The organism is Streptomyces sp. NPDC005648 (genome assembly GCF_040605395.1).
Classification (GTDB): domain Bacteria; phylum Actinomycetota; class Actinomycetes; order Streptomycetales; family Streptomycetaceae; genus Streptomyces.
This window is the reverse complement of the sequence record NZ_JBEXCS010000031.1, coordinates 23,850-46,504: the sequence shown is the minus strand read 5'-3', so window position 1 is coordinate 46,504 and position 22,655 is coordinate 23,850. Positions and strand designations below refer to the sequence as shown.

At 72.4% G+C, this 22,655-nt stretch carries 23 protein-coding genes; 12 read left to right on the top strand and 11 right to left on the bottom strand.

Going from position 1 to position 22,655, the window contains the following annotated elements; genetic code table 11:
* The first annotated feature begins 12 nt into the window (after window positions 1–12).
* From ABZT17_RS19670 to ABZT17_RS19655, 4 genes are all read left to right on the top strand, one after another.
* Window positions 13–1,278, top strand: coding sequence for a DUF3533 domain-containing protein (locus tag ABZT17_RS19670; protein ID WP_356350568.1), 1,266 nt, complete (start codon window positions 13–15; stop codon window positions 1,276–1,278).
* Window positions 1,279–1,303: 25 nt separating this feature from the next.
* Entirely contained in the window at window positions 1,304–1,873 is a 570-nt protein-coding gene (locus ABZT17_RS19665; protein ID WP_356350567.1) for a GNAT family N-acetyltransferase, read from the top strand.
* The gene (locus tag ABZT17_RS19660) at window positions 1,866–2,225 is read left to right on the top strand and encodes a DUF779 domain-containing protein (RefSeq protein ID WP_356350566.1); all 360 of its coding nucleotides are present in this window, start codon (window positions 1,866–1,868) and stop codon (window positions 2,223–2,225) included. Before ABZT17_RS19665 ends, ABZT17_RS19660 begins: the two co-directional genes overlap by 8 nt.
* Window positions 2,226–2,360: 135 nt before the next feature.
* Entirely contained in the window at window positions 2,361–3,545 is a 1,185-nt protein-coding gene (locus ABZT17_RS19655) for a phosphodiester glycosidase family protein (protein ID WP_356350565.1), read from the top strand.
* Window positions 3,546–3,557: 12 nt separating this feature from the next.
* Here the strand turns inward: ABZT17_RS19655 and ABZT17_RS19650 are convergent, their stop codons facing one another.
* From ABZT17_RS19650 to ABZT17_RS19625, 6 genes are all read right to left on the bottom strand, one after another.
* Window positions 3,558–3,752 carry a hypothetical protein gene (locus ABZT17_RS19650; RefSeq protein ID WP_356350563.1) on the bottom strand — a complete coding sequence of 65 codons (195 nt, stop codon included), beginning with the start codon at window positions 3,750–3,752 and terminating at the stop codon, window positions 3,558–3,560.
* Between the two features lie 102 nt (window positions 3,753–3,854).
* Window positions 3,855–4,718, bottom strand: a complete 864-nt coding sequence (locus ABZT17_RS19645; protein WP_356350562.1) for a phosphatidylinositol-specific phospholipase C/glycerophosphodiester phosphodiesterase family protein — start codon at window positions 4,716–4,718, stop codon at window positions 3,855–3,857.
* 171 nt (window positions 4,719–4,889) lie between these two features.
* Window positions 4,890–5,981 carry an acyl-CoA dehydrogenase family protein gene (locus ABZT17_RS19640; RefSeq protein ID WP_356350561.1) on the bottom strand — a complete coding sequence of 364 codons (1,092 nt, stop codon included), beginning with the start codon at window positions 5,979–5,981 and terminating at the stop codon, window positions 4,890–4,892.
* On the bottom strand, window positions 5,978–7,162 hold the full coding sequence (locus tag ABZT17_RS19635) for an acyl-CoA dehydrogenase family protein (RefSeq protein ID WP_356350560.1): 1,185 nt from the start codon (window positions 7,160–7,162) through the stop codon (window positions 5,978–5,980). The genes ABZT17_RS19640 and ABZT17_RS19635 overlap by 4 nt, the downstream gene beginning before the upstream one ends.
* Window positions 7,159–8,136 carry an NADPH:quinone oxidoreductase family protein gene (locus tag ABZT17_RS19630; RefSeq protein ID WP_356350558.1) on the bottom strand — a complete coding sequence of 326 codons (978 nt, stop codon included), beginning with the start codon at window positions 8,134–8,136 and terminating at the stop codon, window positions 7,159–7,161. The genes ABZT17_RS19635 and ABZT17_RS19630 overlap by 4 nt, the downstream gene beginning before the upstream one ends.
* Window positions 8,137–8,245: 109 nt before the next feature.
* A complete protein-coding gene (locus tag ABZT17_RS19625) occupies window positions 8,246–8,941 on the bottom strand; it encodes an ANTAR domain-containing protein (protein WP_356350557.1) in 696 nt (231 codons plus the stop codon).
* A 133-nt stretch (window positions 8,942–9,074) separates the two neighbouring features.
* Between ABZT17_RS19625 and ABZT17_RS19620 the strand changes: the two genes are divergently transcribed.
* Entirely contained in the window at window positions 9,075–9,416 is a 342-nt protein-coding gene (locus tag ABZT17_RS19620; RefSeq protein WP_356350556.1) for a helix-turn-helix domain-containing protein, read from the top strand.
* A 21-nt stretch (window positions 9,417–9,437) separates the two neighbouring features.
* Here the strand turns inward: ABZT17_RS19620 and ABZT17_RS19615 are convergent, their stop codons facing one another.
* Complete coding sequence (locus ABZT17_RS19615; RefSeq protein ID WP_356350554.1) at window positions 9,438–10,010, bottom strand: XRE family transcriptional regulator; 573 nt, start codon at window positions 10,008–10,010, stop codon at window positions 9,438–9,440.
* A gap of 82 nt (window positions 10,011–10,092) precedes the next feature.
* Here ABZT17_RS19615 and ABZT17_RS19610 point away from each other — a divergent pair, with 82 nt between their 5' ends.
* From ABZT17_RS19610 to ABZT17_RS19590, 5 genes are all read left to right on the top strand, one after another.
* Entirely contained in the window at window positions 10,093–11,016 is a 924-nt protein-coding gene (locus ABZT17_RS19610) for an NAD(P)/FAD-dependent oxidoreductase (protein WP_356350601.1), read from the top strand.
* 82 nt (window positions 11,017–11,098) lie between these two features.
* The gene (locus ABZT17_RS19605; RefSeq protein WP_356350553.1) at window positions 11,099–12,637 is read left to right on the top strand and encodes an ATP-dependent DNA ligase; all 1,539 of its coding nucleotides are present in this window, start codon (window positions 11,099–11,101) and stop codon (window positions 12,635–12,637) included.
* Window positions 12,634–13,101 carry an NUDIX domain-containing protein gene (locus tag ABZT17_RS19600; RefSeq protein WP_356350551.1) on the top strand — a complete coding sequence of 156 codons (468 nt, stop codon included), beginning with the start codon at window positions 12,634–12,636 and terminating at the stop codon, window positions 13,099–13,101. The genes ABZT17_RS19605 and ABZT17_RS19600 overlap by 4 nt, the downstream gene beginning before the upstream one ends.
* A 74-nt stretch (window positions 13,102–13,175) precedes the next feature.
* Entirely contained in the window at window positions 13,176–14,570 is a 1,395-nt protein-coding gene (locus tag ABZT17_RS19595) for an NADP-dependent succinic semialdehyde dehydrogenase (RefSeq protein WP_356350550.1), read from the top strand.
* Window positions 14,571–14,595: 25 nt separating this feature from the next.
* Window positions 14,596–14,829, top strand: coding sequence for a DUF6213 family protein (locus tag ABZT17_RS19590; protein ID WP_356350549.1), 234 nt, complete (start codon window positions 14,596–14,598; stop codon window positions 14,827–14,829).
* Between the two features lie 4 nt (window positions 14,830–14,833).
* On the opposite strand, the gene ABZT17_RS19585 is transcribed toward ABZT17_RS19590, so the two are convergent.
* The 3 genes from ABZT17_RS19585 to ABZT17_RS19575 all read right to left on the bottom strand — a co-directional run bounded on the left by ABZT17_RS19585 (window position 14,834) and on the right by ABZT17_RS19575 (window position 19,123).
* Window positions 14,834–15,496: a transcriptional regulator gene (locus ABZT17_RS19585; RefSeq protein WP_356350547.1), complete on the bottom strand. Its 663-nt coding sequence runs from the start codon at window positions 15,494–15,496 to the stop codon at window positions 14,834–14,836.
* A gap of 313 nt (window positions 15,497–15,809) precedes the next feature.
* Complete coding sequence (locus ABZT17_RS19580; protein WP_356350546.1) at window positions 15,810–18,386, bottom strand: FtsX-like permease family protein; 2,577 nt, start codon at window positions 18,384–18,386, stop codon at window positions 15,810–15,812.
* Window positions 18,383–19,123: an ABC transporter ATP-binding protein gene (locus tag ABZT17_RS19575; RefSeq protein WP_356350545.1), complete on the bottom strand. Its 741-nt coding sequence runs from the start codon at window positions 19,121–19,123 to the stop codon at window positions 18,383–18,385. The genes ABZT17_RS19580 and ABZT17_RS19575 overlap by 4 nt, the downstream gene beginning before the upstream one ends.
* A 217-nt stretch (window positions 19,124–19,340) precedes the next feature.
* On the opposite strand from ABZT17_RS19575, the gene ABZT17_RS19570 reads away from it, so the two are divergent.
* Entirely contained in the window at window positions 19,341–20,639 is a 1,299-nt protein-coding gene (locus ABZT17_RS19570) for a sensor histidine kinase (RefSeq protein ID WP_356350544.1), read from the top strand.
* Entirely contained in the window at window positions 20,608–21,279 is a 672-nt protein-coding gene (locus ABZT17_RS19565) for a response regulator transcription factor (protein WP_356350543.1), read from the top strand. Before ABZT17_RS19570 ends, ABZT17_RS19565 begins: the two co-directional genes overlap by 32 nt.
* Window positions 21,280–21,324: 45 nt before the next feature.
* On the opposite strand, the gene ABZT17_RS19560 is transcribed toward ABZT17_RS19565, so the two are convergent.
* A complete protein-coding gene (locus ABZT17_RS19560; protein ID WP_356350541.1) occupies window positions 21,325–22,551 on the bottom strand; it encodes an acyl-CoA dehydrogenase family protein in 1,227 nt (408 codons plus the stop codon).
* Window positions 22,552–22,655: the final 104 nt, after the last annotated feature.

Sequence of the window (22,655 nt, the reverse complement as noted above, 5' to 3'; positions counted from 1 at the left end):
CTACGGAGAACCATGGCCGACGCCAGCCCCGAGGCCCGTGCCGTCACTCTGCTGGGCCGCCCCAGACTGTGGCTCGTGCCCACCGTCCTGACCGGACTGCTCGCGCTGTTGCTGGCCCTGCTGTACATGGGCGGCATCGTCAACCCCCAGCGCGATCTGCACCATCTCCCCATCGCCCTCGTCAACGGCGACACCGGCCGGCCGCCGGCCGGGCAGCAGGCGAACGCGGGCACCCAGATCGCCGCCGCGATCACCTCGGACAAGTCGAACGACAAGGCCTCCTGGCGCAGGCTGACCCTCGCCCAGGCCCAGGACCAGCTCGACTCCGGGAAGGTCTACGGCGCCCTCGTCATCCCCGCGGACTTCACCGACTCGATCACCGCGCTCACCACGACCGGCGCCACGCGGCGGCCGACGATGACCGTGCTCACCAACCCCGGCAAGGGCAGCCTCGGTTCGTCCCTCGCCAGTCAGATCACCACGGCTGCCGCGCACCAGTCCTCGCAGACCCTCGGCACACAGCTCACGGCGGCGGTCGGCGACCGCGCGAACTCCACCACCAAGCTGCTGCTGGCCGACCCGGTGAACGTCGTCACCCAGGTCGGCCACCCCATCGGCAGCCACAGCGGCCTCGGTCTCAGCGCCTTCTACTACACCCTGCTGCTGGTGCTGGCCGGCTTCATGGGCGGCAACGTCATCAGCAACGGCGTGGACACGGCCCTCGGTTACGCCGACAACGAGATCGGCCCCTGGCACACCCGCCGCCCCACGGTCCCCATCACCCGCACCCAGACCCTGCTGCTCAAGATGGCCATGACGGCGGGCATCACGGTCCTCAGCGTCTCCCTCGTCATGCTCGCCACCATCGCGATCCTGGGCATGGACGCGACCCACATCCCGCTGCTGTGGATCTACTCGTACTGCGCCGCGCTCGCCGTCGGCCTGGGCGTGCAGGCCATCAACGCGGCCTTCGGCGGGATCGGCCAGCTGGTGTCCATGTTCGTGTTCATCGTGCTCGGCCTGCCGTCGTCCGGCGCCACGGTCCCCCTCCAGGCGGTCCCCGGCTTCTACCGCTTCCTCTCCCACTTCGAGCCCATGCGCCAGCTCAGCGACGGCGTCCGCGCCATCCTCTACTTCGACGCCCGCGGCGACGCCGGCCTCACCCGGTCGTGGATCATGATTGCCATCGGCGCGGCCGCCGGCCTGCTCTTCGGCTTCGCCATGACCAGGTACTACGACCGCAGGGGCCACAAGCGCCTGACGCCGCAGCCCGCTTGAGGCAACGTCAGAGAAGGGGTACGACGTGTCCGTCCACGTTCGCCGACGAGCCGAAGGCGATCTCGGCATCTGTGTGGAGATCCTGGCCGAGGTGCACCGGCACAGCGGCTATCCCGTCAACTGGCCGGAGCGCCCCGGCGATTGGCTGACTCCCGAGTCACTGCTCGCGACCTGGGTGGCCGAACTGGACGGACACGTGGTCGGCCACATCGCCCTCTCGCGGGCCGACGGGGGCGATCTGGCGGCCGGCCTCTGGGCCGCCCGCACGGGCACCGGCATCGAACGGACCGCCGTCGTCGGCCGCCTGTTCGTCTCACCCACCGCCCACGGGCTCGGCCTGGGCGCCGCGCTGATGGAACAGGCCGTCGAGGAGGCGCGGACCCGCGGGCTGCACCCGGTCCTCGACGTCGTCACCGCCAACACCGCCGCGACGGCCCTGTACGAACGCCTGGGCTGGGAGCTGCTGGACGTCGTGCGGGAGCGCTGGCGACCCGACCAGGTGGTGACGCTCGGCTGTTACGCGGCACCGGCCGGCACCAGGTGCGGCGCAACCCTCTCGCAACCTTGCGCGTGCTGCCCTGGGACACATGTATGAGGAGACCCCGCGTGTCGAACTCACCCCCGCGGCCGCCGAGCTGCTGCGCACCCTGCGTGCCGCGCACGGGCCGCTGATGTTCCACCAGTCCGGCGGCTGCTGCGACGGCAGCGCGCCCATGTGCTACCCGGAGGGCGAGTTCCGCACCGGTGGCTCGGACGTGCTGCTCGCGGAGCTGGCGGTGGAGGGGGTGCCGGAGCCGGTGACGTTCTGGATGTCGCGCAGTCAGTACGAGGTGTGGAGCCACACACGGCTGATCGTGGACGTGGTGGCGGGACGCGGCAGCGGTTTCTCGCTGGAAGCACCCGAGGGGGTGCGTTTTCTCACCCGTTCTCGTGTAGTCGACGCCTAGACGCCGCGTCGGCCATCGCCGTCTGGTGCACTTCCCCTGAGTCCTGGGACAGTTGACGAGACCTCGGGGGGTTCTGTGACGCGCCGTCAGAAGCGTTCAGCGGCAAGGAGATCCGGGAGAACAGCACTCGCGTTCGTGACGACACTCGGCGCGCTGGCCGGTGGGGCCCTGGCGGGGGCGGCACCGGCCAGTGGTTCGCCCGCCGCCACCCCGGTCGCGCCGGGTGTCACCTACCGTCAGTTCGACATCCAGGGGAGCAAGGGGCCGACCCACGCCCATCTGCTCACCGTCGACCTGCGCGACACCCACGTGCGGCTGGACCTTCTCCACCCGGGGGCGGTGGCCGCCCGGGCTCCCGTGTCCGAGCTCGCCGACGCCCAGGGCGCGGTGGCGGGCATCAACGGCGACTTCTTCAACATCAGCGAGACCCAGCACCCGGGCGTCGAGGCCACCGGCTCGACCGACGGGCCGGCCATCGCCGACCGGCACGTCCTGAAGGCGGCGGTGCCCGACGGCCAGCGCTTCGGCCCGGCGCTGCCTCCCGGCACGACCACGAGGGACGTGCTGGGCGTGGGCGTCGACCGCAGGGCCCGGCTGGACGATCTGACGCTGCGGGGGTCGGTCGGGACGCCCTTCGGGCGGCTGTCGCTCGCCGGGCTCAACCAGTTCGCGCTGCCCGAGAACTCGATCGGCGCCTTCACCTCGGACTGGGGCAGTGTCTCCCGGCTCCGCGCCGTCTGCGGCACGGACACCGACCGGGCCGCCGCCTGCAGTTCGGACACCTACGAGGTGGTGGTCCGTCAGGGCCGGGTGGTCTCGGTGGCCAGGACCCCCGGCAGGGGCGCCATCCCCGCGGGCACCACGGTGCTGGTCGGCCGGGAGGCGGGCGCGCACTGGCTGCGGAGGCTGGTCCCGGGCGAGCGGGTGCGGGTGACGCACCGGCTGGTGGCCGCCCGCTCACAGGTGCCGTTCCGCTTCGCGCTCGGCGGCTATCCGGTGCTGCGGGGCGGTCAGCCGCTGGCCGGCCTGGACAACGGCACCGCGGCCACCCGCACCGCCGTCGGCATCGCGGACGGCGGGAAGCGGCTGCTGCTGTTCGCGCTGGACGGCGCGAAGCCGTACCGCACCGGTCTGACGATCGCCGAGGTGGCCGCCGAGATGCGGTCGTTGGGCTCGGTCGACGCGTTCAGTCTGGACGGCGGCGGCTCGACCACGCTGGTGGCCCGTGAGCCGGGCGCGTCCGCGGTCACCGTACGCAACCATCCGTCCGGTGACGCGGAGCGCCCGGTGCCCGACGGCATCGGCGTGTTCACGTCCTGACCGGGAGCGGCCTCATGGATGCAGGCTGCTGACGATGTCGGCGGTCGCGGTGAGGCCGCTGTGGATCGTCGGCGCCATGCTGGTGCCGGCGAGGAAGAACCCGAGCAGCGCGCAGACCAGGGCGTGGGAGACCTTCAGCCCGCCGTTGCGCATGAAGATCACCGCCAGGATCAGGAACAACAGCACCACAGAGATGGAAATCGCCATCGTCAACCTCCTCCGCCACGCCCGTTTCGCGGCGTTCGGCCGCAAGTGTGGCGTAGCGGAGGGCCGATCGGGGCAGCTGACCTGTCCGCCGAACGTGTGGTTCTACGCCGCCCGGTGGGCATCCAGGAAGCGTTCGAGCCCGGCGAGGTCGTCGGTGTTGAAGTAGTCGACGCCGGCGTCGAGGAGTTCGGTCCACAGCGCGTCCCGGGCGGGACCGGCCAGATCCGGCGTGTTCCAGAAGCGCACCTTCTGTCCGGCGGCGTGGGCCTGTCCGATGATGCTCCGCAGCCTCTGCCGCTCGGCGTCCGGGAAGGCGCCCTCGCCCAGCCAGGTGAAGTTCAGCTGCCAGTTGTCGCTGATGAGCGGGATGAAGGAGGCGGGCGCCGGGGTGCCGAGGTCGGTGAGCCGCCCGTCGTAGAAGGCGCGGCGCACGGACTGCGCCTCCATGGGCGTACGGGCGGCGCGGTCGCCGGAGATGACGTTGGTGACCGCGCCGGGCAGGACGCGGCCGTGGGCGTACGTCGTGAACAGGTGCGGGTAGCGCCGGAGATGGCGGTCGAGTTCGAGGTACGTCGAGGAGCCCTCGGTCTTGATGTCGATCAGCAGCTGCAGCGGCCGGCGCCAACCCCGGTACACGGAGCCGTGGTTGGCCCTGACGATCGCGGCGAGCGGGTCGAGGTAGAGGGACTCCAGCGTGCGGGTCGGGTCGAGGTCGTCCACGGTGTGGCCGATGAGGAGCTGGTCGCCGACGAGGAAGATGTCGGCCTCGACGCTGCCGAAGCGGTGGTCGAGGGCGTCGTGGAGGGGGCGGGGGTGTTCGTAGTCGTTGTGGGCGTGGGCGCGCCACAACGGCGGGCGGCGGTGCGCCCGTTCGTCGGCGAACGCACTGCCGGCGGGTGGGGCGAGCACGGCCGCGAGTGTGGCGCCGAACGCGGTGAGGGCTCTGCGGCGGGTGACGAGGGCCATCTTCTGCCTCCCTGTGGGGCGGGTCCGAACCACAGGGAGTATGGGGCGGATCGATGGCCGATGAACCTGTACATGCCAGGAGTTGGCCGGACCGCCGCTGCTTGTTCACTCCTTCGGCGAGGGCGCACGAAAAAGCCCGCCCCAGGTGGGGCGGGCTTCACCGGGTGACGCTCAGGGGGCCGGCAGGTCGATGAGTTCGGCCACCGCGGCACGGTGGCCGCCCGCCGTGCCGTAGGCGATCGAGTCGGCCTTGGCCCGCTTGAGGTAGAGGTGGACCGGGTGCTCCCAGGTCATGCCGATACCGGCGTGCAACTGCAGCGCCTCCTCGGCGGCGTGGACCGCGACGGGCGCCGCGTACGCCTGGGCGACGGCCACGGCGAGTTCGACGTCCTCGCCGGTCGTCAGGGCGTCGGCCGCGTTGCGGGCGGCGGCGCGCAGGCCCGCGACCTCCAGCCACAGCTGGGCGAGCCGGTGCTTGAGCGCCTGGAAGCCGCCGACGGGACGGTTGAACTGCTTGCGCTCCTTGAGGTAGCGCACGGTCTCGGTCAACGTCCAGTCGGCCACGCCGAGTTGCTCGGAGGCGAGGAGTCCGGCGGCGCTGCGCAGGGCCCGGCGGACGGCGGGTTCCGCGTCGCCGAGCAGCCGGCCGGGTGCGCCGTCCAGCCGGACGGTCGCCAGCGGGCGGGTCAGGTCCAGTGAGGGCTGCGCGGTGACGGTGACCGCCTCCGCCTCCACCGCGTACAGCCCGCCGTCGTCGGCCGGAACCAGCAGCACATCGGCCACCGACGCGTCCGCGACCCCGGTCAACTCCCCGTGCAGGGCGCCGCCTTCATGGCGTACGACCTTGTAGGCGCCGCCCGCGGCCACGCTCAGGGAGACGGCGAGGGCACCGATTTTCCGGCCGGACGCCAGCTCGGCGAGGAGGTCGTCGGCGTCCGAGGCGAGCAGCGCCTCGGTGGCGACGACGGCGCTGGTGAGGTACGGCACGGGCGCCACCGCGCGCCCCAGCTCCTCCAGGACCACGGCCACTTCGCGGTGGGTGGCGCCCTGGCCGCCCTTGTCCTCGGGCACCAGCAGACCCGCGAGGCCCATGCCGTCGGCGAGGGCCTTCCAGGCCGCGAGGTCGTGCGGGGTGCCGGACTCGATGCGGGCGATGACGCCGGGGGCGTCGCAGTGGTCGGCGAGCAGGTCCCGTACGGCGGACCGAAGCGCCTCTTGCTCCTCGGAGTACAGCAGGTCGGGCTGTGTGCGCCGCATTGTCATCGGGTCAGGTCCTTCCATGCGACGTCCTTGTCGGTGCGCGGCTCGGACGGCAGCCCGAGGACCCGCTCGGCGACGATGTTCAGCAGGACCTCGCTGGTCCCGCCCTCGATGCTGTTCCCCTTGGAGCGCAGGTAGCGGTAGCCGGCGTCCCGGCCGACGAAGTCCACCAGCTCGGGTCGGCGCATGGTCCAGTCGTCGTACAACAGGCCTTCCTCGCCCCGGAGTTCGACCTCCAGGCCGCTGATCTCCTGGTTGAGGCGGGCGAAGGCGAGCTTCATGCCGGCGCCCTCGGGGCCGGGCTGACCGGCGACGAGCTGCTGGCGGAGGCGTTCGGCGGTGAGCCGGGCGACCTCGGACTCCACCCAGAGCTTCAGCAACCGCTGGTGAAGGTCGTGGGTGCGCAGTTCGGGGCGCTCGCGCCAGGTCCTGGCGGCCGGGGCGATCATGCCGCCCTCGCGGGGCAGCCGCATACCGCCGATGGCGACGCGCTCGTTGTTGAGCGTGGTCTGCGCCACGCGCCAGCCGTCGCCGATCTCGCCGAGGCGGCGGGAGTCGGGGATACGGACACCGGTGAGGAAGACCTCGTTGAACTCGGCCTCGCCGGTTATCTGGCGCAGCGGCCGGACCTCGACGCCCGGGTCGGTCATGTCGCACAGGAAGTAGGTGATGCCCGCGTGCTTGGGCACGTCCGGGTCGGTGCGGGCGATGAGGATGGCCCAGCGGGCGACATGGGCGCTGGAGGTCCACACCTTCTGCCCGTCGACCACCCACTCTCCCCCACTGTCACGGACGGCACGGGTGCCGAGCGCGGCCAGGTCGGACCCGGCGCCGGGTTCGCTGAAGAGCTGGCACCAGACCTCCTCGCCGGTCCACAGGGGCCGCAGATAGCGCTGCTTCTGCTCCTCGGTGCCGTACTTGAGGATGGTCGGCGCGGCCATGCCGAGGCCGATGCCGATGCGGCGGGGGTCGTTGTCGGGGGCGCCGGCGGCCTCCAGCTCGGCGTCCACAACGACCTGGAGGGAGCGCGGCGCGCCCAGGCCGCCGAGGCCCTCGGGGTAGTGCACCCAGGCCAGTCCCGCGTCGAAGCGGGCCCGCAGGAAGTCCAGGCGGTCGGTGGTGGTGGGCGGGTGCTCGGCCAGCAACCGAGCGGCGCGGCGCTTGAGTTCGGCTGCGTCGGTCATACGGCGGCTCCGTTGTCCAGCGAGGGAAGGACCGTGACCCGGCCGGTGGTGACGCCGTCGGCGACGCGCTGCACGGCGGCGGCCGCCTCACCGAGCGGGACGCGCTCGCTCACCAGCGGCCTGACGGCGCCCCGGGCGGCGAGTTCGGTGAGCTGCTCGTGGCAGTGCAGGACCAGCTTCGGGTTCTTGGTGTTGTACAGGCCCCAGTGCAGACCGAGGATCGTGTAGTTCTTGACCAGGGCGTGGTTCAGCCCGGGGCTGGGGATGGTCCCGCTCGCGAAGCCGACGACCACGATCCGCCCCTCGAAGGCGACGACCTTCGTCGACTGGGTGTAGGCGTCACCGCCGACCGGGTCGTAGATCACGTCGGCGCCCCGGCCGCCGGTGGCCTCCTTGACGGCCGCGACGACGTCCTCACGCGTACGGTCGACGACGACGTCGCAGCCCGCCTCCCGGGCGACAACGGCCTTCTCGGCGCCGCCGACGACACCGATGACGGTCGCGCCGGCCGCCTTGCCGAGCTGCACGGCCGCGGTGCCGACCCCTCCCGCGGCGGCGTGCACGAGCAGCGTCTCGCCGGCCTCCAGCCGGGCTCGGCGGTGCAGGCCGAACCAGCCCGTCTGGTAGCCGATGTGCAGCGCGGCCGCCTCGGCGTCGTCCAGCGAGTCCGGGGCGGGCAGCAGAGCGGCGGCGTCCGCGAGGGCGTACTCGGCGAATCCGCCGTACGGCAGCGCGGGGTTGGCGATGACCCGGCGGCCGTCCTCGGTCTCGCCGCAGATCTCCACCCCGGGCGTGAACGGCAGCGGGGGGCGCACCTGGTAGTGGCCGCGGACCATCAGCACGTCCGGGAAGTTGATGTTGGCGGCACGCACTTTCAGCAGGACCTGGCCGTCGCCCGGGGTGGGAGTCGCCACCTCCGTCTGCCGCATCACCTCGCTCGGCTCGCCGAGCTCGTGCACTTGCCATGCCTGCATGCGGTGCCTCCACGGGACTGCGTCGTCGGTCCACCGCATACTAAGCGGTCGCTTGCCTCCGAGGGAACAGCCCTGCCGGGAACGTCACACCCGGACCACCGGAAGGGCCCTAGGCGCAGGGCGGGATGCCCTTCCCGCTCTCCTGCACCCTGGCCACGGCCGCCGCCAGCTGCTGCCGTACCGCCTCGGGCAGCGGGCCCCCGTCGACGGTGCCCACCAGCTCCCGGGCGAGGTGGTGCAACTTGGTGTTGGTGTTCTGGGAGGCCGAGACGAGCACGGTCCACGCATCCTCGGGGCTCAGCCCGAAGGAGGCCATCAGAATGCCGCGGGCCACGTCGATGGCCGGCCGGGTCCGCATCGCCCGGCGCAGCTGGTCGACCTCCGTGCGCAGCTCCCGGTCGACGTTGCCACGCGGGGCCCGTCCGTCCAGAACCCCTCCTTCGAGGACGTCGGCGGGTCCGGAGTCCGGGTCGCCGGGGTCGGGCGACACGAACAGCTCATGGGTGCCGGTCAGATCCAGCAGCCGTCCGACCCCCGGGCTGCAGTCCAGGACGGCGACGGTCTTGCTCTCGGCGAGGGCCCGCTTGCGCAGCTCGAGCAGGACGTTCAGACCGCCGCAGTCGCAGAATCCGACCCCGGCGAGATCCAGGTCGACTCCGGTGGCCGAGCGGTCGAGGGCGTCGTTGAGCGCGGACCGGAGATGCCCGGCACCGATGTCGAGCTCGCCGCGCACCGCGACGACCACGCGGTCGCCGTCGGCCGCCGAGCGGATCGTGGCCAGACAGGGCACGCCCACGTCCGACATGACCCCTCTCCCCTCGCATGCTCGTCTGCGTCCTGCCAACAGATTCACCCGATCCACCCACACACGTCAACCAATACATGAAATCTAGTTCGTGTTTTTGAATGCGCGAATGTCCGGTCGCTAGAATCGGGCCATGGATGGAGTACCCGAGCCTCACACCGGATGGACGTTTCTCACCAACCACGCCCGCGTACTGGCCGTGATCGCCGACAACCCCAGCGCGCGGATCCGCGACATCGCCGCCCACTGCAGACTGACCGAACGCGCCGTCCAGAAGATCATCTCCGACCTGGAACAGGACGGCTACCTCTCCCACGTCCGGGAAGGGCGCACGAACACCTACCGCATCGAGCCCGGCAAGGTGCTGCGCCATCCCGCCGAGGCCGGACTCAGCGTGGCCTCGCTCCTCTCCCTGCTGGCCCGGGCCGAGGCCGACCGCTCACGGCCCGACAACCGTCCGCACGCCCCGGCCTGATCCGGTCTCCGCCTCGGCGGCTCACGCCTGCTTCGGCCGCGCCCGTACGTGCATCCGCTCGCCCTGCGGCCCGAACAGACTGAGGAACTCGACCGGCCCGTCCCCCGCGGACCCGAACCAGTGCGGCACCCGGGTGTCGAACTCGGCGGCCTCGCCCGGCCCGAGCACCACGTCGTGCTCGCCCAGCACGACCCGCAGCCGCCCGGACAGCACGTACATCCACTCATAGCCCTCATGGGTCCGCGGATCGGGCTCCTCGGTGCCCGACGGCACCAGCACCTTGAAGGCCTGGAGGCCGCCCGGCTGCCGGGTGAGCGGCCAGTAGGTGCGGCCGTGGCGCACCAGGGGCTTGCCGCGCACGCGCGGGTCCCCCGCCGGGGGCGCCCCCACCAGTTCGTCCAACGGCACCTGGTGGGCCCGTGCGATCGGCAGCAGCAGCTCCAGGCTGGGCTTGCGCAGCCCGGACTCCAGCCGCGACAGCGTGCTGACCGAGATCCCGGTCGCCTCCGACAGCCCGGCGAGCGTGGCACCCCGCTCCTTGCGGATGCGGCGCAGCCGGGGCCCGACCTCCGCGAGCACCTCATCAGTGGTCATGGTCGTATTGCAGAATCGGCAAAGACATTTGTCAATCCCGCGCCCTCGGCGTGACGGTGGCCGCATGACCGAGACAGCAGGCATGACCGAGACCTACGAAGTGATCGTGATCGGCGGTGGCGCGGCGGGCCTGTCCGCGGCACTCGTCCTGGGCCGCGCCCGGCGCCGCACCCTGGTCGTCGACGCCGGCGAGCCCCGCAACGCCCCCGCCGCCCATATGCAGGGCTTCCTGACCCGCGACGGCACACCCCCGGCCGAGTTCCTGGCGATCGGCCGGGCGGAGATCGCCCGCTACGGCGTCGACCTCGTCCGGGACCGGGCGGTGGACGCCTCGAAGGGGGACGGTTTCGCGGTGACCCTCGCGAGCGGCCGGCGGGTGCGCGGCAGGGCCCTGGTCGTCGCCACCGGCCTCAGGGACGAGCTGCCGCCGGTCCGCCAAGTCGCCGAGCGCTTCGGCCGGGATGTGCTGCACTGCCCGTACTGCCACGGCTGGGAGGTCCGCGACCGGGCGTTCGGGGTGCTCGCCACGACCCCGATGAGCGTGCACCAGGCGCTGATGGTCTCCCAGTGGTCGAAGGACGTGACGCTCTTCCTGCACACCGTCGCCGAATCCGACCTGTCGGACGAGGACCTGCGCAGACTCGCGGCGGCGGGAGTGAAGGTGGTGCCGGGCGAGGTCGCGGGGCTGGTGATCGAGGACGACCGGCTGACGGGCGTCCGCCTCGCCGACGACACGGTCCACGACCGCGAGGTGCTGTTCGTGGCACCGCGGGCGCTGCCGCGCACGGACCTGCTGGAGCGGCTCGGGGCCGAACTGCGGGAGACGCCGTTCGGTGCGTATCCCGTGGTGGACGAGACGGGCCTGACGACCGTGCCCGACGTCTGGGCGGCGGGCAATGTGATGGGCTTCTCGGAACAGGTCGTGAACGCGGCGGCGGCCGGGTACCGGGCGGGCGCGGTCATCAACGGCGTACTCCTCATGGCCGACCTGGACGCGCACCTCTGAGAGGCGCGGGGAACCGCCCGCGGCCGTCACACGACCGGTCCGTCCGGGTGTAACCCGGCGGAGCGCGTTGCACCATGGCTGCATGCTGCTTGCCCGGCTGGCCCACGTGTCCCAGGAAGTCGCCGCCACCTCGGCCCGGTCCCGGAAGATCGCTCTGCTCGCCGAGCTCTTCCGGGACGCGGAGGCGGACGACGTGCCCCTCGTGATCCCGTATCTGGCGGGACGTCTGCCGCAGGGGCGGCTCGGCGTCGGCTGGAAGGTGCTCAGCCGCCCGGTCGCACCCTCCGCCGGGCCCAGCCTCACGGTGCGCGAGGTCGACGCCCTCCTCACCGAGCTCGGCGAGGTGTCGGGCACCGGTTCGCAGGCCGAGCGGGCGAGGCTGGTGGGAGAGCTGATGGGCGCCGCCACCGAGGAGGAACAGCGGTTCCTGCTCGGGCTGCTCACCGGTGAGGTGCGGCAGGGCGCGCTGGACGCGGTGGCCGTGGAGGGACTGGCGCAGGCCACCGAGGCGCCCGCCGCCGACGTACGGCGGGCCGTGATGCTCGCGGGTTCCCTGCAGACCGTCGCCCAGGCCCTGCTCGCCGACGGCCCGCCCGCGCTCGACCGCTTCCGCCTCACCGTGGGCCGTCCGGTCCTGCCGATGCTCGCGCACACCGCGTCCTCGGTCACCGAGGCGGTCGAGAAGCTCGGCGCCTGCGCGGTCGAGGAGAAGCTGGACGGCATCCGCGTCCAGGTCCACCGCGAGGGCGACTCCGTACGGATCTACACGCGCACACTCGACGACATCACCGACCGGCTGCCCGAGGTCACGGGTGCCGCCCTGCGGCTGAGGGGCGAGCGGTTCATCCTGGACGGTGAGGTCATCTCCTTCGGCGAGGACGGCCGCCCCCGCTCCTTCCAGGAGACGGCCGGGCGGGTGGGTTCGCGGGTGGACGTGGCCACGGCCGCCAAGTCGGTGCCCGTCTCCCCCGTCTTCTTCGACGCGCTGTCGGTCGGCGACCGCGACCTGCTCGACCTCCCGTTCGACGAACGGCACGCCGAACTGGCCCGGTTGGTGCCCGAGCCCATGCGGGTACGGCGGACGGTGGTCTCCGGCCCCGAGGACGCGGGCGAGGCCGAGGGATTCCTCGCCCGGACCCTGGAACGCGGCCACGAGGGCGTGGTGGTGAAGGGGCTGGACGCCGCCTACAGCGCGGGCCGGCGGGGCGCCTCCTGGCTGAAGGTGAAGCCGGTGCACACCCTCGACCTCGTCGTCCTGGCCGCCGAGTGGGGCCACGGCCGGCGCACCGGCAAGCTCTCCAACCTCCACCTCGGCGCCCGCACGGCCGACGGCGGTTTCGCCATGCTCGGCAAGACCTTCAAGGGCATGACCGACGCCATGCTGAGCTGGCAGACCGAACGGCTGCAGGAGCTCGCCACCGGCGCCGACGGCCATGTGGTGACCGTACGCCCCGACCTGGTCGTCGAGATCGCCTACGACGGTCTGCAGCGGTCCACCCGCTACCCGGCCGGTGTCACCCTCCGCTTCGCCCGGGTGGTCCGCTACCGCGAGGACAAGCGCCCCGAGGAGGCGGACACCGTCGAGACCCTGCTCGCCGCCCATCCGGAAGTGCGGCCGTGACCGCCCGATGGAGCGCGGGACTGCTGTTGTACCGGCACACGTCCCAGGGTCTGGAGGTGTTGCTCGGGCATATGGGCGGCCCGTTCTTCGCCAGGCGGGACGCCGGGGCGTGGTCCGTGCCGAAGGGTGAGTACGAGCCCGGCGAGGAGTCCGCCTGGGACGCGGCCCGGCGCGAGTTCCAGGAGGAGCTGGGGCTGCCGGCGCCCGACGGGGAGGCGACCGGACTGGGCCAGGTCCGGCAGACCAACGGCAAGACGGTCACGGCCTGGGCGATCGAGGCCGACCTCGACCCGGCGACCGTCGTGCCCGGCACCTTCCGGATGGAGTGGCCGCCGAAGTCCGGGCGGTTCCAGGAGTTCCCCGAGCTGGACCGGGTGGCCTGGTTCGGGATCGACCGTGCCAGGGATGTGATCGTGAAGGCCCAGTCCACGTTTCTCGACCGGCTGACCGAGCACTCGCCCTGAGCAGACGCACATGCGTTGCGGTCCCCCGCGCCGCGCGGGAAGGTCGTAACAAAGCCCGCTCCAGGAGGTCGGCCATGCCCATCGCGACGGTGAACCCGGCGAACGGCGAGACGCTCAAGACGTACGAGGCCATGGGCGAGGAGGAGCTGGAGCGCCGGCTCCAGCTCGCCGAGGCCACGTTCCGCACCTACCGCACGACGTCCTTCGCGGAGCGGGCGCGGCTCATGAACCGGGCCGCCGGTCTGCTCGACGACGTCCAGCGGGACATCGCCAAGGTCATGACCACCGAGATGGGCAAGCCGGTCAAGCAGGCCCGTGCGGAGGCCGCCAAGTGCGCCAAGGCGATGCGCTGGTACGCCGACCACGCCGAGGAGCTCCTCGCCGACGAGGAGCCGTCCGACTCCGACGTCAAGGACTCCGGGGCGTCACGGGTGCGGGTGCGGTACCGGCCGCTCGGGCCCGTGCTCGCCGTGATGCCGTGGAACTTCCCGCTGTGGCAGGTCGTCCGCTTCGCGGCCCCGGCGCTGATGGCGGGCAACGTGGGCCTGCTCAAGCACGCGTCCAACGTGCCGCAGACGGCCCTGTTCCTGGAGGACCTGTTCCACCGGGCCGGGTACCCGGAGGGCTGCTTCCAGACCCTGCTCATCGGCTCGGGCGCGGTCGACGACATCCTGCGCGACGATCGCGTCAAGGCGGCCACACTGACCGGCAGTGAGCCAGCCGGGCGGGCGGTCGCCGCCACCTCCGGCGAGATGATCAAGAAGACGGTGCTGGAGCTGGGCGGCAGCGACCCGTACGTCGTGATGCCGTCCGCAGACATCGACCGTGCGGCCCAGGTCGCGGTCACCGCGCGGGTGCAGAACAACGGGCAGTCGTGCATCGCCGCGAAGCGGTTCATCGTGCACACCGATGTCTACGACGCCTTCGCCGAGCGGTTCGTGGCGGGCATGAAGGCGCTGAAGGTCGGCGACCCGATGGAGGAGGACACCGAGGTCGGACCGGTCGCCAGCGAGCAGGGGCGGGACGATCTGGAGGAGCTGGTGGAGGACGCGCGGCGGAGCGGGGCCGAGGTGCTGTGCGGCGGCCATCGGCTGCGGCGGCCCGAACTGCCCGGGTGGTACTACCCGCCGACCGTGCTCGCGGGGATCACCCGTGAGATGCGGATCCACCGTGAGGAGGCGTTCGGTCCGGTCGCCACGCTCTACCGGGCGGCGGACCTTGACGAGGCGGTGCTCATCGCCAACGACTCGCCGTTCGGGCTGAGTTCGAACGTATGGACCCGGGACGAGGCGGAGACGGACCGTTTCGTACGGGACCTGGAGGCCGGCGGGGTGTTCTTCAACGGCATGACCGCCTCCCATCCGGCGTTCCCGTTCGGCGGGGTCAAGCGGTCCGGGTACGGGCGTGAGCTGTCCGGGCACGGAATCCGGGAGTTCTGCAACATCACGACGGTTTGGCACGGGGCGTGAGTGTTGCGGGGCTAACATCCCGGTTGTGAACCGCGAAGTGACTCTGCCTCTGATCGTCGACGACCGCGGGACCTTGCAGGTGGCTGCCGCCGATGTCAGCAAGCTGCTCCGCACGGTCGGCGGACGGTGGCTGCACCTTGTGGAGGCCGGGGAGGGGGGGCTGGACGAGGACACGGTGGCCGCGCTGACCATCGAGCTCGCCAAGCTCGCCGACCGCATCGACGTGGCGTGCATCGCCCACAGCAGCGGCGGCTCCTAGGGCTCTAGGCGAGCCGCGTGACCGTCGCCCAGAACATCGCCTCGTAGCTCTGCAGCAGGCGGCCGTACCCGTGTGCCGCCTCCTCGTCCAGGAGCCCTGTCTCCAGGCCCGCCCGCACCGCCTCCGTCGCCCGGCGGTCGAGTTCCGGGGCGGGTGCCGCGAAGAAGTCGAAGAAGGCGCAGTCCTCGGACCTGAAGCCGTAGTGGACCCGCAGGGCCTCGGCGATCGTCGCGCAATAGCCTCCCCACGCCGAGAAGTTGGCCGTGATCGCCAGGACCGCGTCGGTCGGGGAGGCGTTCAGGGCGAGCCACGCCACATAGGACGGGTAGGCCTGGCAGCCCGGCAGCGGCTCGTAGGACCGCATCCTGGCCTCGTCGATGCCGCAGGCCCGAGCGAACGGCTCCAGGTGGTCCTGAGCCAGCGTCTCCCCCTCGGCCAGCAGCGCGAAGTACGCCGCCGCGTCCGGCTCCTCGCTCGCCCGCCGGGCGAGGTGCAGGAACGCCGTACGGTCGGCGGGGATCACCCGGTACTGCTCCAGGGCCAGGGTGGCGAGGGTGTCGCGGGAGGCCTCGCCCGAGGCGATCAGCGGGACGAGGGGGTTGGCCCGCGGGTCGGGGGCCAACTGGGCGGTGGCCGTGCGCAGCAGGTCCGTGGCCGTGCGGTCCATCGCGTCCTCCGTGATCGGATGGGGAACTCCTGCTCCGACCTTCGCACGGGCTCCCCGAGACGGAGCGGCCAGGCGCGAGGTCATCGCTCCGAAGAGTGACCGCGCGCTCCTGGGGTCCCCCGGTGACGGCGGGCGCGATGGACCGCACGGCCACGGCTGTTCCCACGACACGCAGCAGGAGCCGGACCGGCACCATCGTGCCCGCCACGGCCAGGGCCGCGGTCACACCCGCAGAGTGATCGCTCCCCGTGGCGGCGGGCGCGGAAGTCGGACCCGCGGGCACCGCTGTTCTCACCGCCCCGTGCCGACGGCCTCACTCCCGGGCGCCGATGGCCTCGACCGGTCGGACGCGCAGCAGGATCCGGACCGGCACCATCGTGCCCGCGACGGCCAGGGCCGCGGTCACACCCGCGATGGCCGCGTAGCCCGCCGCGGGTACCGCGGGCCACGGCGGGCCGCCCAGTGCGAGGGCGACCAGGATCAGCGGGAACGCGGAGAGCAGTGTGCCGAGCCCGACCCCGGACAGGACGACGACGGCGCTCTCCCGGCGCATCATGCCGGCCACCTGGCGGCGGGCGGTGCCGGACAGCCGTAGCAGGGCGAACTCGCGGCGGCGGGCCGCGGTGGTCATCGCGAGGGAGTTGACGACGGTGATCGCGGTGTAGGCGATGATCACGCCCACCACGAGGTAGTTGACCCAGGCGTTCGCGCGCTGCCGCGCCACCTGGTCGTCGGTGGCGAGGCCGTCGCGCAGGACGGTGCCGGGGTAGGCGGCGGCGACCCGGGAGAGCACCCGGGTGGTGTCCTGGGCGCCGGGGGCGGAGCGGACGAGGACCGAGGCGTCGGTCTTCCGGGTGGTGTGGGCAAGCAGGAGGTCGTGGTCCAGGGTGATGTCGGCGAAGCCGAGTCCTCGGGTGTAGACCGCGATCACCTTGCCGTGGAAGGGAGTTCCGTCGCCGAGGTGGAGGCGGGCGGTGTCGCCGACGCCGAGGCCGAGCCAGGAGGCCGCGGTGGTGCTGAGGGCGAGGGTGGCGGGTGACAGTCTCCTCAGGTCGCCGTCGCGGGCATGCAGATCGAGGGTGGTCCCGAGTGCGGTGGGGTCCACGCCCTGGGCGCCGAGCGTGACGGCGTCCTGGGCGCCCATCATCTCGCCCACGGCGACGACCTTGGACTCGACCAGTCCGGTCGCCGCTTCGACCTGCCTCAACTCCCGCACCTTCGCGGCCAGATCGGGTGAGAGCCCGTCCGGCGCGGTGAGCACGTGGTCGGCGACCAGGCCCGCGCGCACCTGGTCGGCCGACTCGCGCAGGGCGGTGGTCTGGGTGAAGACGACGGTCGACGCGAAGGAGACGGCGAGCACGAGCGGGGTGATCGCCCCGGCCAGCCGGCCCGCGTTGGCACGGGTGTTGGCCGCCGCGAGGTAGCCGGTGACACCGGTGCGGGTGAGCGGCGGGGCGAGGAGGCGTACGGCCGTGCGGGCGAGCAGCGGGCCGAGGACGGCGGTGGCGATCACCAGGAGCAGGACCAGGGAGTTGGCGAGACCGACCAGGGTGAAGAAGTCGGCCTGCCGGCCCAGGCCGGTGACGAAGGCTCCGGCCGCGACGGCCAGCAGGGCCAGGCCGGTGATCCTGCGCCCCCGGCTCAGGCCGGAGGGCTCGACGGCGGCCTCGCCGAGGGCCTCCGTCGGCCGGACACGGGTAGCCCGCAGGGCGGAGATCAGGCTGGCGACCAGTGCGGTCAGGGTGGTCACCAGGACCGCCCCGAGGAACGGCAGCGGGCTGAGTGCCAGGGCGAAGTCGGGCGGCACGATGCCGTGTCCGGCGAACCGGTCGCGCAGCCAGTGGACCAGGACCAGTCCGAGCGGGCACCCCAGCACCCCGGCGACCAGGCCGGTGGCGGCCGCCTCCGCCGCCAGCATGCGGCGCAGTTGGGCGGGCGTGGTGCCGATCGCCCGCAGCAGGGCGATCTCCCGGCGGCGGTGCCGGATGGACAGGGAGGTGGTGGCGTAGAGCACGAAGACGGCGATGAGCAGGACGTTTCCGCCGACGGCGGCAGCGAGGACCACCAGGTCGGATCCGCTGACGACGACATCGAGGAACTCGGCCCGGCCGCGTCCGTCGCCGGTGTGGACGGCGAGGCGGTCGTCGTCGAGGGCGGCGCGGAGCGTGTCGGCCAGCTGTCCGGGCGAGGTGCCCGCGGTGGCGAGGACGCCGAACGCGTAGGTGGAGGGCGCGAGTCGACGCAGACCGGGGTCGGTGAGGAACAGCACCGAGCGGCGGGGGGCCCGGCCGTCCTTCAGGGCGACGAGGCCGGTGACGGTGTAGGTGCGGGGCGTGGAGGTGCTCATCAGACGGATTCCGTCGCCGGGGCCGATGGCGGCGCGGGCGGCGAGTGCGGTGTCCAGGACGACGTCGTGGACCGTGCGGGGCGCGTGGCCCGCGGTCAGACGGAAGTCGCCGAGGGGCAGGGTCGACCAGCCGTGCGCCTCGGGTGGGATGCCGTCGTGGCCCGGTACGGGGCGGCCGTCGATGGTCGCCGGGCGTACCGTCGCGGCGTCGTCCTCGATCACCGTGCGGACGCCGTCGGCCCGTCGGACGCGGTCGGCCGGCGAGGCCTGGAGCGGGACGCGTTCGGGCAGCGGCTGGGACTCCTTCATGGTGGAGCCGTCCAGGTCCTTCAGGGTGAGCGTGGTCTCCTGGCGGCCGGTGATCACGGCGTCGGCCGCCGCGTACCGCTCGGCCGGGGAGCCCGCGCGGATGCCGGACTCCAGGAGGATGCCGCAGGCGCTGAGCACGGCGGCGCCGAGCAGCAGGGCGACGAAGGTGCCGGCGAAGCCGCCCTTGCGGGCCTTGAGCGTCCTGAGCGCGAGGGCGGACATCACACGCGTCACACCGCCCTCCGCAGCCCGGACATGACCTCGGCGACCCGGTCCGCTCGGGGGTCGACCATGCCGTCGACGACACGGCCGCCGCTGAGGAAGAGCACCTGGTCGGTGTGGGCGGCGGCGATCGGGTCGTGGGTGACCATCACCACCGTCTGGTGGAGGTCGGTGACGGCCTGCCGCAGCAGGACCAGGATGTCCCGGGCGGTCTCCGGGTCGAGGGCGCCGGTCGGCTCGTCGGCGAAGACGACCTCGGGGCGGGTGACCAGGGCGCGGGCGATCGCCACACGCTGCTGCTGGCCGCCGGAGAGCTGGGCGGGGTGGCGGGTGAGGCGGTCGCCCAGGTCCATGACGGTGACGATGTGCCGCAGCCAGGCCTCCTCGGGCCGCCGGCCGGCCAGGCGCAGCGGCAGGGTGATGTTCTGCTCGACGGTCAGCGAGGGGAGCAGGTTGAAGGCCTGGAAGACGAAGCCGACGCGGGTGCGCCGCAGCTCCGTGAGGCGCCGTTCACGCAGGCCCGAGAGGTCCTGGCCACCGAGGCGCACCTCGCCGGCCGTGGGCCGGTCCAGGCCGGCGGCGCAGTGCAGGAAGGTGCTCTTGCCGGAGCCCGAGGGGCCCATCACCGCCGTGAAGGTACCGGACTCGATGCCCGCGCCGACCTGGTCGAGGGCGAGGACGGCGTTCGGTCCGTCCCCGTACCGCTTTGTCACGTCCGTGAGTTGGACCGCGTACCGGCTTGTGTGCACCGTGGCTCCTCGGGGGACCGTCTGTGGGTGATGCCTCAAGTCCACCGGCGCCGCGGCGGTTCGGCCTCTGCCGTGCAGTCGAACCGGCGGCTCCGCCGGTCGGGCGAGCGCCCCGGGCGTCTCCCCCTTGAGGAGGAGACGTCAAGGCGGAGGTCGGTCCGCGACTCTCAACCCGGAGTGAGATCCGGGGCGTTGGCGATCCGGATAACGTGACGGCATGGACCGGATGGAGTCGTTCGCGGGGCGCCGCATTCCGCGCGCCGTCACCGACACGGCCCTCGCCCTGCTGCTCACCGCCGGGTGCGTGGCCCTGCCGCTGGCGATGCCGCCGAACGGCCCCGCGCTGCGCGCACCGGACGCGCCGTGGGTCGTACTCGTGCTGCTGACCACGCTTCCGATCGCCCTGCACCGCCTGGCTCCGCTGCCCGCGCTGCTGGTGGTGGCGTCGGCCACGGGCGCGATCCAGGCCTTGCGCTATGTGCCGGAGCTGTCCGGGCCCGAGGGCACGTCCATCGGGCCGACGTACATGAGCCTCGCCGCGGCCGTCTTCCTGACCGCCCACCGCGGTTCGCCCAGGGTCTCGGGTCTGGTCGCGACGGTGATCGTGCCGGCCGTGGCCGTCACCGAGGCGGTGTGGGCCCCGGACGGGTACCGCGTCGCCACCCTGCTCACCGAGTCGGTGATCCTCGTCGCCGCGTGGGCGCTGGGGCGGCTCGCCCGGGCCCGTGCGGCCATCCGCGACCAGGCGTTGGAGCGGGCCGCCGCGCTGGAGCGGGAGCAGGCCGCCGACGCGCGGGCGGCGGTCATGGCCGAACGGGCGCGGATCGCCCGCGAGTTGCACGACATCGTCGCGCACAACGTCAGCCTGATGGTCGTGCAGACCATCGCCGCCGACCGGGTGCAGGACCGGGACGCGGACAAGGCCCATGAACTGCACGGCGCCATCGAGGAGACCGGGCGAGCCACCGTCACCGAGCTGCGCCGGCTGCTCGACGTGCTGCGCACCGAGGAGGACGCCGGGGGCGACCCCAGCAAGGAGCCTCCGCAGCCGACCGTCGACGCGCTGCCCGCGCTGGTGGACTCGGTGCGCGCGGCCGGGCTCCAAGTCGACCTCGACATCAGCGGTACGCCCGCCGAACTGCCCGCCGGGTCACATCTGACCGTCTACCGGGTGGTGCAGGAGGCCCTCACCAACACCCTCAAGCACGCGGGCCGCACCCGGACCGCGCTCACCGTCGCCTGGGAGCCGGAGCGCGAGCGGCTCACCGTACGGCTGTGCGACGACGGTCCGCCGGCCGAGGGCGAGCCGGTACGGCCGCCGGTCGCGGCGGACGGCACCGGGCACGGTCTGCTCGGCATGCGCGAGCGGGTCGGGGCGGTGGGCGGTTCGCTGCACACCGGCGCCCGGCCCGGCGGGGGCTACTGCGTGCACGCCGTCATCCCGCTCCCGGCATCCGAAACCCCGCACGAAGGGCACACCCCGTATGCAGGTCATCCGCGTCCTGCTGGTCGATGACCAGCCCATGATCCGGACGGGCTTCCGGCTCATCCTCGAAGCGGAGCCGGACATCGCCGTCGTGGGCGAGGCGGCGGACGGCGAGGAGGCCGTCGAGCGCGTGGGGGAACTGCGCCCGGACGTCGTGCTGATGGACATCCGGATGCCGCGCGTGGACGGCGTGGAGGCCACCCGGCGCATCGTGGACTCGGGGTCGCCCAGCCGGATCGTCATCCTGACGACCTTCGACCTGGACGCCCATGTGGTGGACGCCCTGCGCGCCGGGGCCAGCGGGTTCCTGGTGAAGGACGGACCCGCCGACTCCCTGGTGGGCGCGCTCCGCACGGTCGCCGACGGGGACGCGGTGCTGTCGCCGCGTATCACCCACCGGCTGCTGGACCGCTTCGCGCACCTGGGCGCTCCGGCCCAGGCGCCGGTGCCGGCACGGCTGGAGGCCCTCACCGGCCGCGAACTCGATGTGCTCAGGGCGCTCACCCGCGGTCTGTCGAACGCGGAGATAGCCCTGGAACTCGGCGTGGGCGAGGCGACGGTGAAGACGCATGTCGCCCACATCCTGGAGAAGTACGGCCTCCGCGACCGGGTCCAGGCGGTGATCCTGGCGTACGACAGCGGGCTGGTCGTCCCGCGCGGAGGCCGCTGATCCGGCTCGCGGCGCCGCGTTCGCGCGCCGCGCCCGGCCGGTGGGTCACCGGATCGGCATGCCCGACAGGGTGCGGGCGATCACCAGGCGCTGGATCTCGCTCGTGCCCTCGAAGATGGTGTAGATCGCGGCGTCGCGGTGCATGCGCTCCACCGGGTACTCCCGGGTGTAGCCGTTGCCGCCCAGTATCTGGACCGCCTGCGCGGTGACCTTCTTCGCGGTCTCGCTGGCGAACAGCTTGGACATGGAGCCCTCGGCCGCCGTGAACTGCTTGCCGTTGACCGCCATCCAGGAAGCGCGCCAGACCAGCAGCCGGGCCGCGTCGATGGAGGTGCGCATGTCCGCGAGCTGGAAGGCGACGCCCTGGTTGTCGATGATCGGGCGGCCGAACTGCGAGCGCGTCTTCGCGTAGTCGAGGGCGACCTCGTACGCGGCGCGGGCGGTGCCGACGGCCATCGCGCCGACGGCCGGGCGGGACGCCTCGAACGTGGCCATCGCCGCGTTCTTCACCCGCTCGCCGCCGGACCTGGCCCGCTCCCGGGCCCGGGCGAGCCGCTGGTCGAGCTTCTCCTTGCCGCCCAGGAGGCAGGAGCCGGGGACCCGCACGTTGTCGAGGACGACCTCGGCGGTGTGCGAGGCGCGGATGCCGTGCTTCTTGAACTTCTGGCCCTGGGACAGGCCCGGGGTGTTCGGCGGGACGATGAAGGACGCGTGGCCCTTGGAGCCGATCTCCGGGTCGACGACGGCGACGACCACATGGACGTTGGCGATACCGCCGTTGGTCGCCCAGGTCTTGGTGCCGTTGAGCACCCACTCGTCCTTGGCCTCGTCGTAGACGGCACGGGTGCGCATGGAGGCCACGTCGGAGCCGGCGTCGGGCTCGGAGGAGCAGAAGGCGGCCACCTTTACGTCATTGGCGTCGCCGTACATCTGCGGGATCCAGGTGCCGATCTGTTCCTCGGTTCCGTTGGCAAGAACGCCCACGGCGGCCAGACCCGTGCCTACGATCGACAGGGCGATGCCCGCGTCGCCCCAGAACAGCTCCTCCATGGCCATCGGGATGCCGAGGCCGGTGGGGTCGAAATACTGCTGGGCGTAGAAGTCGAGGGAGTAGATGCCAACCTTCGCGGCCTCCTGGATGACCGGCCAGGGAGTCTCCTCACGCTCGTCCCATTCGGCTGCCGCGGGACGGATGACGTCGGCGGCGAAGCCGTGCAACCAGTCCCGGACCTCCTTCTGTTCGTCGTTGAGTTCCATGGTGAACTCGGCCATGACCCCTCCAGCGGCGGCATACTTATATGTTACTAGCGGTAACCCTAGTTTGTTACCGACCAGTAGGAAAAGTCAACTCCTGACGCCGTCCGGCAACCTGTTCG